Origin of the sequence: Amaricoccus sp., from assembly GCF_017993425.1 — a bacterium.
Taxonomy (GTDB): Bacteria; Pseudomonadota; Alphaproteobacteria; order Rhodobacterales; family Rhodobacteraceae; genus Amaricoccus.
Map to the genome: position 1 here is coordinate 17,430 of NZ_JAGOMQ010000042.1, position 10,632 is coordinate 28,061.

7 protein-coding genes, 1 tRNA gene and 1 pseudogene are annotated in these 10,632 nt (G+C 73.1%); 4 read left to right on the top strand and 5 right to left on the bottom strand.

Features of this window, described 5'->3' with window-relative positions:
• Positions 1-37: 37 nt before the first annotated feature.
• On the bottom strand, positions 38-2,506 hold the full coding sequence (locus tag KBB57_RS16575) for a tetratricopeptide repeat protein (protein WP_290752525.1): 2,469 nt from the start codon (positions 2,504-2,506) through the stop codon (positions 38-40).
• A 195-nt stretch (positions 2,507-2,701) separates the two neighbouring features.
• Positions 2,702-3,373, bottom strand: coding sequence for a sugar transferase (locus KBB57_RS16580; protein WP_290752528.1), 672 nt, complete (start codon positions 3,371-3,373; stop codon positions 2,702-2,704).
• Positions 3,374-3,829: 456 nt separating this feature from the next.
• Between KBB57_RS16580 and KBB57_RS16585 the strand changes: the two genes are divergently transcribed.
• The 3 genes from KBB57_RS16585 (at position 3,830) to KBB57_RS16595 (ending at position 7,292) form a co-directional block, all read left to right on the top strand.
• The gene (locus tag KBB57_RS16585; protein ID WP_290752530.1) at positions 3,830-4,675 is read left to right on the top strand and encodes an AAA family ATPase; all 846 of its coding nucleotides are present in this window, start codon (positions 3,830-3,832) and stop codon (positions 4,673-4,675) included.
• A 115-nt stretch (positions 4,676-4,790) separates the two neighbouring features.
• The gene (locus KBB57_RS16590; protein WP_290752532.1) at positions 4,791-6,356 is read left to right on the top strand and encodes a Wzz/FepE/Etk N-terminal domain-containing protein; all 1,566 of its coding nucleotides are present in this window, start codon (positions 4,791-4,793) and stop codon (positions 6,354-6,356) included.
• A 114-nt stretch (positions 6,357-6,470) separates the two neighbouring features.
• Positions 6,471-7,292: a CpsD/CapB family tyrosine-protein kinase gene (locus tag KBB57_RS16595; RefSeq protein WP_290752534.1), complete on the top strand. Its 822-nt coding sequence runs from the start codon at positions 6,471-6,473 to the stop codon at positions 7,290-7,292.
• Between the two features lie 388 nt (positions 7,293-7,680).
• Here the strand turns inward: KBB57_RS16595 and KBB57_RS16600 are convergent.
• The 3 genes from KBB57_RS16600 to KBB57_RS16610 form a co-directional block, all read right to left on the bottom strand.
• A tRNA-Met gene (locus KBB57_RS16600) sits at positions 7,681-7,757 on the bottom strand.
• 252 nt (positions 7,758-8,009) lie between these two features.
• Positions 8,010-8,753 carry a hypothetical protein gene (locus KBB57_RS16605; RefSeq protein ID WP_290752537.1) on the bottom strand — a complete coding sequence of 248 codons (744 nt, stop codon included), beginning with the start codon at positions 8,751-8,753 and terminating at the stop codon, positions 8,010-8,012.
• A 161-nt stretch (positions 8,754-8,914) separates the two neighbouring features.
• Positions 8,915-9,748 (bottom strand): sulfotransferase, encoded by an 834-nt coding sequence (locus KBB57_RS16610; protein WP_290752540.1) that lies wholly within the window; start codon positions 9,746-9,748, stop codon positions 8,915-8,917.
• Between the two features lie 210 nt (positions 9,749-9,958).
• Between KBB57_RS16610 and KBB57_RS16615 the strand changes: the two are divergent.
• Positions 9,959-10,632, top strand: a pseudogene (locus KBB57_RS16615) (hypothetical protein); the annotation flags it as partial.

The following is a 10,632-nucleotide window of genomic DNA, read 5'->3' on the forward strand; positions in this document are numbered from 1 at the left end:
GCCAGCGCAGGCGGCGACGCGGCCCGCGCGAGCGCCCTCAGCCGTCGGTCTCCTCCGCCGCCGCCTGGCCGGGGGGCGGGGCGGGGGTCGCCGCGATCTCGGCGAGGCGCGCCTTCGCGGCGGCGATCTGCGGCAGGCCCGCCTCCGGCGTCCCTTCCGCCGCGGCGACCGCACGCTCGAAGCGCGCCTTCGCCGCCTCGCGCTGGCCGAGGGCGAAGAGCGTCTCGCCGGCATGGTACTGCACCAGCGCGTTCTCCGGCAGCGCGTCCGCGGCCGGCCCGAGCGCGCGCAGCGCCGCCGGGCTGTCGCCGCGCCGGTGCAGGATCCAGCCGTAGGTGTCCTGGAAATAGGGCACGTCCGAGCCGCGCAGCCGCCGCGCGATGGCGAAGGCCCGCTCCAGGCTCGCCGGGTCGTCGCGCCGGGTGCTGAGCAGGCTCGCGAGGTTGTTGGCCACCAGCATGTCGTTGCTGTCGCGGGCGTAGATGGCCTCGTAGTCGGCGATCGCGCCCTCGAAGTCGCCGAAGCCCTCGCGCATCCCGGCGCGCAGGAACAGGAGCTCGCGGTCGCCGCCGGTGGCGGCGACGCCCGCGGCGAGCGCCGCGTCGGCCTCCGCCGTCCGGCCCTGGGCGGCGAGGGTGGTCGCGAGCGCGCGATGCGGCTCGGGCGCCGCCGGATCCTCGGCGATCAGCGCGGCGTAGATCGCCTCCGCGCCGGCCGTGTCGCCGCGCGCGAGGGCGAGCCCGGCCTGCATCAGCCGCGGCGGCCGGCCCGCCGGATCCTTCGCCAGCACGCCGTCGAGCCAGGCCTGCGCGCCGTCGAGGTCGCCGGCGCCGACATAGGTCTGCATCACCCGCGCCATGGCGGCGGCGTCGCCGCCCTCCTCGGCCATCGCCTTCAGCGCCGCCATCGTCTCCTCGGCCCGGCCCTCGCCGGAGAGCCGCGCCATGTCGAAGCGGTCGGCGGTCGCCGTCGCCTCCGGGTCGCCCAGTTCGCGCAGGATCGCCGCCACCTGGCCCACCCGCGGCCAGTCGGCGCGCGCGACATGGATCTCGCCGAGCATGGCGAGGAGGCCCGGATCGTTCGGCGCGCGGCGCAGCGCCCCGGTGACCACGCTCTCGGCGGGGCCGACCTTGCCGTCGCGCATCAGGAAGCGGGCGTAGCGCAGGCTCTCGGCGGGGGCCTGGCCCGAGGCCTCGACGGCGAGCGCCAGCCGCTCGCCGGCGAGTTCGCGCGCGCCCTCGCGCTCGTGGGCCATCGCCATGATGGTCATGACCTCGGGGTCGCGCGGCGCCTCCTTCAGCGCGGCGCGCATGTCCTGCACGGCGAGATCGGGGGCGTCGGCGTCGATCGCGGCGCGGGCGCGCAGCTTCAGCGCCGCGACGTGGCGCGGGTCGCCGGCGAGGATCCCGGCCACCAGCGCGTCGCGGCCCGCGGCGTCGCCGTCGGCCCCGAGCATCTGCGCGAGCTCGGCTGCCATGTCGCGGGCGGCGTCGGTCGGCTCGGCGCCCTCGGGCGTCGCCTCGGCGACCATCTCCCGCATCGCCGCGATCGCGGCGGCGTGGTCGCCCTCGGAGTAGTCGAGTCCGGCGCGGGCGCGGCGGAAGGGCAGGGGATCCCCCCCGGCGGCGACCAGCCGGTCGAGCTCGGCCCGCGCCTCGGCGGCCCCGGCGGTCTCGTAGAGGAACTGCACGACGCTGAGCGCGGCCTCGGGATCGTCCGGCCTGGCCTGCGCCTGCGCGCGCAGCACCGCCTCGGCGCCGGCGACGTCGCCCTGGCGCAGCCGCCACTGCACGCGCGCCTGCAGCACGCCGGGATTGTCGGGGAAGAGCTCCGCCATGCGGTCGAGCTGGCGGCCTACGCCGGCGTCGTCGCCCTCCGCCTCGAGCGCGGCGAGCCGCACGAGATGGAGGCCCTCGTCCCCGGGCGCATGGGCGAGCGCGGCGTCGGCCGCGGCCAGCGCGGCCTTGCCGTCGCCGGCGTTCAGCCGGTCGGCGATCGCCACCATGTGGGCGGCGACGTTGTCCGGGGCCTCGGCGATCACCGCCTCGGCCATCGCCACCGCGGCGGCGCGGTCGCCGTCGCGGTAGTCGACCGTCGCCTTCAGCGCGCGCGCCTGCGGGTCCGCGGGCGCGAGCTCGAAGGCGCGCTTCGCGCTCGCGGCCGCGGTGGCGAAGTCCTGCGCGGCGAGCGCCAGCGCCGCGCGCTCCTTGTGGCCGTCGAGGCTGGAGCGGTCGAGGTCGACGAGAAAGCCGTACTGGTTGAGCGCGCGGGCGACGTCGCCGCGGTCGCGCAGCAGCCGCGCATAGCCGAGCCGGGCCTCCCTGTGCTGGCCGTTCAGCCGGAAGACGTTGCGGAACTCGATCGCCGCCCGGTCGGGCTCGCCCTCGGCGAGCAGCGCCACGGCGCGCTGGTAGTGCTTCTCGGCGCGCTCCTCCTTGCTGTCGCAGGCGGAAAGCCCGGCGGCCGCGACGACGAGAAGGACGGGGAGGAGGGCGCGGAAGGACATGAGGGATACTCCGGCGACAGGATACGGGTCCGACCGGCCGGCGCGCCGGCGCCGGCGACGACGTCGCTCCGCCCGCGCGCGCATCCTAGTCGCGACGGCCCCGAGGGGAAACCACGATCGTCGGAGATGGTAAAGCAGCCGTTCCGGACCGCCGCCGCGATCCGGCCCCGGGATCGGGAGCCGGCCGGGAGCCCGTCAGTAGCCGGTGCCGCGCAGCACCACCCAGACGGTCATGCACATGATGGCGATGTCGGTGGGCAGCGACACCCGCCGGGCATAGGCGCTGTCGAACTCGGCGCGCCCGGCGAAGGAGGTCTCGTTGCGCTCGCTGACCTGCCAGGGCCCGGTCAGGCCGGGGCGCATCGCGTAGTAGTCGCGGCCCGGATAGAGCGCGCGCTGCTCGGGCAGCATCGGCCGCGGCCCGACGAGGCTCATGTCGCCGCGGAACACGTTCCAGAGCTGCGGCAGCTCGTCGAGCGAGGCCTTGCGCAGGAGCCGGCCGATCGGGGTGATCCGCGGGTCGGCCTTGAGCTTCTGCGTCTCGTCCCACTCCGCCCGGAGGGCGGGGTTCGCGGCGAGGTCGGCCGCCAGCCGGGCGTCGGCGTCGGTGACCATGGTGCGCAGCTTCCACAGCCGGAACGCCCGGCCGTCGAGGCCGATCCGGTCCTGGACGTAGAAGGCGGGCCCGCCGTCGCGGCGCACCACGAGGCCGAGCATCAGCACCATCGGCAGCACGAAGGGGGCCGAAAGCAGGATCAGGGCGAGATCGAACCAGCGCTTGAAAAGCCGATTGTAGAGACCGTCCGCGGCGTGGCCCGAAGAGACGGGAACGACCGCTTCGACGTCCATTTCCGAAATGTGCGACATTACTCGACTCGATCCTCACAAACAGACATGGACGCCGCGCCGCACGTCTCCCGGGGCTCGGACGCGCTCCGAGCCCAGATCGCCGATCCGATCCGACGAGCGCCCTTCGGCGCGATTTCAAGGAGACCCCACGGCCCCGGTTCCGGCGGCATTAAGACATCATTTACGCGAAAGCTCAACCGAAACCTCGTTGCATTCTAATGACATGATTAACGATTGCCGGACAACCGGGGGTTGCGCCCTCGCCCGCGCCCTCCCCGTGAACGGGCCTGCTGCGACCCTCGCGACACGGGTTCCGGCGCGCCTTGTCGCCCACGGGATCTTTACCAAATTAAGGGGATGATAACCGGCGCGGATGACGGTATGTAGCGCGCTGATGCGCGCGGGACCGTCCGTTCCCGCCGTCGTGGGGCGGGGTAGTTCTCCCGCGGTCGAGTGAGCTGGTGCGGGATGGGCATGTCGGGTAGCCTCACGATCTATACCGCCCATTTCGGCCTGACCGAACGCCCGTTCACGCTCCTGCCCGATCCCGACTTCCTCTACTGGTCGGAGAATCACGCCCGCGCCTACGCGATGCTGGAATACGGGCTGCTCACCCACGCCCCGATCACCGTGATCACCGGCGAGATCGGCGCCGGCAAGACCACGCTCCTGCGCCACCTGCTGCGCTCGCTGCCCGAGGACGTCACCGTCGGGCTGATCTCGAACGCCCAGGGCAACCGCGGCGAACTCCTGCACTGGGTGCTGATGGCGCTCGGCGTGCAGACCGACACGGACGCCACCTACGTCCGGCTCTTCGCCCAGTTCCAGGACTTCCTGATCGCGGAATACGCCGCCGGGCGGCGGACGATGCTGATCTTCGACGAGGCGCAGAACCTCAGCCTCGAGACGCTCGAGGAACTGCGCATGTTCTCCAACATCAACGCCGACAAGGACGAGCTCCTCCAGCTCGTGCTGGTCGGCCAGCCGGAGCTGCGCGACCTCGTCGCCGAACCGCGCCTCGTGCAGTTCGCGCAGCGCGTCGCGGCCGAGTATCACCTGCCCGGCATGTCGGCCGAGGCGGTGCGCGACTACGTGCGCCACCGGCTGAAGGTCGCGGGCGCGACGCGCGAGATCTTCACGCCGGCCGCCAGCGAATGCGTCCACGCCGCCTCGCGCGGCGTGCCGCGGCTCGTAAACCAGATCTGCGACTACGCGCTCGTCTACGCCTTCACCGACGGGCTGGAGAAGGTGGACGCCGGCGTGATCCAGCAGGTCGTCCAGGATCGCCGGGCCCACGGCAACCTGAAGATGGTCGTCTGAAGATGGTCGTCTGACGGGGGCCCGGGACGGCCGAAGAACAGGATGGCCGTCCGGGGCGGCGGCGATTAGGTCTCACGATGGTCGCCCTCGGGCGACAGCCAGGGAAAGCGGGGCGATGCCCGATATCGATCTCAAGTACTACTTCCAGGTGTTCCTGCGGCGGCTGCCGTACTTCCTCGTCGTCGCCGCCCTCGTCGTCGCGGTCGGCGTCACCGTCGCGATGATCCTGCCGCCCGTCTACCGCAGCCAGGCGAGCATGCTCGTCGAGCCGCAGCAGATCCCCGGCGACCTCGCCCAGACCACCGTCGAGGTCGATCCCTACGAGCAGGCGCAGATCATCGAGCAGCGCATCATGACGCGCACCAACCTCGTCGAACTCGCCGAGCGCATCGGGCTCTACGTCGACCAGCCGGAAATGACCTCCACCGCCATGGCGGGCGACCTCGCCAGCCGCATCGAGTTCATCGGCTTCGTGCCCGACGTGACGCGGATGCGCGGCCTGCCCGGCGCGACCATCCTCGGCGTCGCCTTCTCCGCGCCCACCCCGGCGCTGGCGCTCAAGGGCGCGAACGAGCTCGTCAACCTCGTGCTCCAGGAGAACGTGCGGCTGCGCACCGACCGCGCCGGCGGCACGGCGGAGTTCTTCCAGGCCGAGGTCGAGCGCCTCGCTGGCGAGATCGAGCGCCAGTCGGCGAAGATCGCCGAGATGAAGACCGCGAACGTCGACGCGCTCCCCGACAGCCTCAACGCCCGGCGCGCCCGGCAGCAGACCGAGCAGGAGCGCCTGCTCGCGCTCGAGCGCGAGGAGGCGGCGCTGCGGAACCAGCGCGACACCGTCGCCTGGGTCTTCGAGCGCACCGGCCGGACCGGCTCGATCGCGCTCAGCCCCGAGGAGCAGGAGCTCGAGAACCTCAAGAGCCAGCTGATCCAGCAGCGCGCGATCTACGCGCCGTCGAGCCCGCAGATCCGGCTGCTCGAGGGCCGGGTCGCCGCGCTCGACGGCCTCGTCGCCGAGCAGCGCGCCGCGCGCGCGACGCTGGGGCCCGACGGGCAGCCGGCGCCCCAGACCTCCGAACTCGACCTCGAGCTCGCCCCGATCGTCGCCCGGCTCGACTTCATCGCCCAGGAGAAGGCGACGATCGCCGGCAACCTCGCCGCGCTCGACGCCTCGATCCAGGCGACGCCGGTCAACGAGATGACGCTCGGCGGGCTCGAGCGCGAACTCGCCAACCTCTCGGCGCAGTACGAGAGCGCGATGGCCCGCCTCGGCCAGGCCTCGGTCGGCGAGCGCATCGAGGTGCTCTCCAAGGGCGAGCGCTTCACGCTGATCCAGCCGCCCGTCGAGCCGACCTCGCCCTCCGAGCCCGACCGCAAGCTGATCGCCGGCGCGGGCGTCGTCGGCGGCGTCGGGCTCGGGCTCGGCGTCGTCGTGCTGCTCGAGCTGCTCAACCGCTCGATCCGCCGCCCGGTGGAGATCGCCCGGCGGCTCGGGGCCGAGCCCTTCGCCACCGTGCCCTTCATCCGCACCGAGGGCGAGCTGCGCTGGCGCCGGCGGCTGATCGTCGGCGCGCTGGCGCTGATCCTGATCGGCGTGCCGCTCGGCCTCCTCGCCGTGCACACCTTCGTGAAGCCGCTCGACAGCATCATCTTCGGGCTCGAAGAGCAGCCGGAAGAGATCTGACGGGCCTTGCGGCGGCGCCCGCGCCGCCGCGACAGCAGACGCCGGCGCGACGGCGCCGCCGCGGAGACACGCGCCGGCCTCCCGACGGGGGCCGGCCTTTCGGGAAGACGATCGATGGAACGCATCCAAGCCGCCATCCAGAAGGCCAAGGTAGCCCGCGGCGAGGTCGAGACCGCGCCCGCCGCCCGCCAGCCCGCGTCCGCCTCCGCCCCGGCGCCCCGCGCCGGGGCGGGCGAGACGTGGGCCGCGCTGGCGGAATTCATCCCCGATGCGGCGCGCATGGAGCAGGCCCGCGTCGTCACCTACGCCGACGTCGATCCGGCCCACGCCGTGTTCGACATGATGCGCACCAAGGCGTTGCGCTCGTTGCACGCCCAGGGCTGGACCGCGCTCGGGATCACCTCGCCGACGGTCGGCTGCGGCAAGACCACGGTGGCGATGAACCTCGCCTTCAGCTTCGCCCACCAGTCCGACCTGCGCGTCGTGCTCGCCGACGTCGACCTGCGCCGGCCCTCGGTGGCCCAGGAGCTCGGCCTGCCGGGCGAGCGCTCGATGGCGGCCTTCCTGCAGGGCGGCGCCGATCTCGGCGAGACCTTCATGCGGGCGGGACCGAACCTCGCGATCGGCGGCAGCACGACGCCCTCGCGCCAGTCGGGCGACCTGTTCCTGAGCGCCTCCGCCGGCCGGGCGCTTGCCGGCATGCGCGCGGCGCTGGCGCCGAACGTGATCCTCTACGACCTGCCGCCGATGCTCGCCAACGACGACGCGATGGCCTTCCTGCCGCATCTCGACGCGGTGCTGCTGATCGCGGGCGCCGAGAAGAGCCGGCTCGACGAGGTCGACCGCTGCGAGCACGAGCTCGCCGAGAGCGGCAAGCTCCTCGGCGTCGTTCTCAACATGTGCCGCTACATGGAGCACGAGCACGGCTACTACTGAGGCCGCCCGTCCCACCGGAACCTGGGGGACGGCGAGAGCGGCATCCGTCGTGATGCCGCATCGACCGGCCCGATCCCGGGCGCTTCGCGGCGGGTCCGAAGCGCCCGCTGCCAGCGGGGGCGCCACGTTCCGGCCGGCCCGGTCGTCGTCCCGGCCGAAAGGCCGGCGAGGACCTTTCATGCCGGCCCGGCGCCGGGCTCGCGCCGAAACCTTGTCGAATCCTGAAAAAGCGGCAAGGCGGATTCCAGCCCGATTCCGGCCGCGTTCCAGCCAGATGAAATCCCGCCTTTTCCGCCGCTTGCCCCGCCCCGCCCGGGCAAGCGGCTTTCGCGCCGTCTTGCCCCCGGCCGCGGATCGGGGCCGAGGGCCGTTGGCGTCAGGGAATGGATGGTAGCGGAGGAGGGACTTGAACCCCCGACACGCGGATTATGATTCCGCTGCTCTAACCAGCTGAGCTACTCCGCCGCACGTCTGGCGTGCGCGCCCGTTTACGCGCGCCGCAGCAGTCGGTCAAGCCCGGCCGCCCGCCGCCAGGCGCGGCGCCGTTCCGCAAGGGATGGCGGCAGCGATTTCAATGCCTTGACCGGATTTTCACGCGGGAAACCGCGGCCTCGGGCCTCGGAGCTCCCGAAACGGCGCGGCCCCCGCGGCGCTGGCGCGCCGCGGGGGCCGGAAGGTCCGTCGGACGGCCTCCCGCGCAGGGGCGGGGCCGCAGAGTCAGGCGGCGGCGCGGCGGCGGCGGCTCACGCCGAAGAGCGCCACGGCGCCCGAGGCGAGGAGCAGGACCGCCGGCGGCAGCGGCACCGGCGCGATGTGCTGCACGGTGGCGCCGGCGATGCCGAAGCCGTCGTTCAGCCGGTCGTTGCGCAGCTCGACCACCAGGTTCTCGATGGTCTCGGGCAGCAGGATGCGCACGAAGTGGATCGAGCCGTTGGCGAGCTTGCCGCCCGCGCCGATCACCTGCGAATAGAGCGTGTCGCCGACCTTGATGGTGAACTTCGCGCCGACGTCGGCGACGTCGGTCAGCAGGAAGGCGAGCGCGTTGAACTTGCCGCCCGTGGCGACGTCCCAGCGCATGCCGAGCGTGTCGTTGCTGTCGAGCCAGTTGCCGTCGGCGGCGCCGACATCGAAGCGGCCCCAGTTCTCCGGAAAGTAGTTGCGCACCTGCAGCGCCGTCCCGCCGTTCACCGCGGTGCCGCCCTTGCCGTGCCCGCCGAGCGCGGCGAAGGCGCCGACGCTGGTCGTCGGATCGGCCGCGCCCGCGGCGCCGTTCCAGGCGGCGAAGCCCTTGAAGTTCTCGATCGTGGCCGACTTCAGTTGCCGCTTCGGCCCGATCGTGCCGTCCGTGCCGGCCTGGAAGGCGTCGAGCGCGGCCTTGGCCTCGGCGGCCTGGCCGCGGCCGAAGTAGCTGACGTCGATCGTCGCGGCGGCGGCGGCGGAGCCGATCCCGAGCGCGAGCACGCAGGAACCGAGTGCGTTCCAGAAACGCGAAACCTTTACAGACACAGAACAAGCCCCCTTCTACCCACATGCGGGAGATACGCCCAAACCCGAACGACTTCAACGCCAAACGGGATTAACGCGACCTTTTCCGTTAATCCTTGGTTAACGTTTCGGCCGGCTCAGGCGCGCGTCCAGTGCGAGAGGTCGCGCCCGATCAGGTCCTGGGTGCGCTCGATGTCGTCGCGGAAGAAGTCGAGCGCGACGCGGCGATCGGCGGGCCGCAGCGGCGGCTTCTCGAGGTTCCTCGCGCGCAGCGCCTTGAGCGGCGCGACCACCGCCTCGGGCAGGAGCCGCCGGCTCGCCGAGATCAGCCGCTTGTCCGACAGGAGCCCGTGCAGGAGCTTGCTCCGCGGCTCGCCGCCGGGATTGGCGACCCTGCCGAGGTCGGGCGCGAAGCCCGTGTCGACCCCGAGGAAGCCGAAGAGCCCGGCCAGCGTCGGCCCCGGCGCGTTCTCGAGGTCCTCGAGCAGGATCACCGCGATGCGCTCGCGCGGGAACAGCGCGAAGTAGCGGCCGAGGTGCTCGTGGTAGGTGTCCTGCAGCACCGGATCGCTGCGGATCGCCTCGACGAAGGAGCGGCCCTCGTTGGCGGCGTGGTTGCGCTGGTTCATCTGGAAGGCCGAGTAGGAGCGGTCCACCGGGTCGCGCAGCGAGACGATGATCCGCGCCTCGGGCAGCATCTCGTGGATGCGCGCCGCCGCCTGCGGGTGGCGCAGGTAGTGCACCGTCGCCTCGCCGATCGCCTTCGCCTCGCCCGCCTCGGCGAAGAGCGCCTCGTATTCCTCGCGGCTCTGCACCGGGTATTTCAGCCGGTCGCCGCGGCCGTCGTGGCAGAAGAAGCGCGGCTCCTTGAGCCGGGGCATGAAGATCTCGGGATGGCTGCGGAAGTGCTCGTAGAGCGTGGTGGTGCCCGCCTTGGGGGCGCCGACGATCAGGAAGGTGGGCAGGGTCATCGCGGGGTACCGGGAACTCGGGAAAACGATCGGCGCGGAAGATATGGGAAGCGGGCGGCGCGCGCCACCGGAATGGCGCCGGCCGTGGGGGAGCGGGCGCCGGATCGTCCCGGCGCGGTTAACCGGCCCCTAACCATTCCCGACGCCATGTGAAGCCCGCGCCGCCGGCGATCCCGCGGCGCGAGAGCATGGGCCGGAGCGAGGCTGAGCATGGAGCCGTTGTCCTTCACTTCCGCGGCCTGGGTCGTCGGGGCGATCGGGCTCGCGGCCCTCGGGGCGCGCGCCGCGCGCGGGCGGCCGCGCCGGCCGGGCCGGGACCCGGTCTCCGCGGGCGCGATCGTGGCGGCCGCGCCGGCCGTGGCGTCTCCCACCCCCGCTTCCGGCGCCGCCTGCGGGCCGGCCGTCGACCCGGGCGCCTCGGCGCGGCGGCTCGAGCTGCGCATGGAGGCGCTGGAGGCGGCGCAGGTCGCGCTCGCCGCCCGGCTGGAGGCCGGCGGCGGCGCCGAGGCCGAGCGGCTGCAGGCGATGGCGGGGCAGATCCTCGGGCTGGTGCGCGACAAGGGGGCGAGCCTCGAGACCGCGCTTGCCGGACTTGACCAGTTGCGGGCGCGGCTGCGGGTCCTCGAGCAGATGGGCGCCCCGGCCGAGGCGCGGCAGCTCCTCGAGGGACTGGAGGGCCGGCTCGAGGCGTCCGAGCGCGCCCGCGGCGTCCTCGAGGCGCGCCTCGCCAGCCTCGAGGCGACCCCCTCGCCGCTGGCGGAGCTTTCGGAGCGTCTCGCGGCGCTGCATGCGCAGAAGGACCTGGCGGTGGAGGCGGCGCTCGGCCGGCTGGCGCCGCTGGAGGCGAAGCTCGCCGAGGTGGAGGCGTCGCTGGCGGCGCGGGA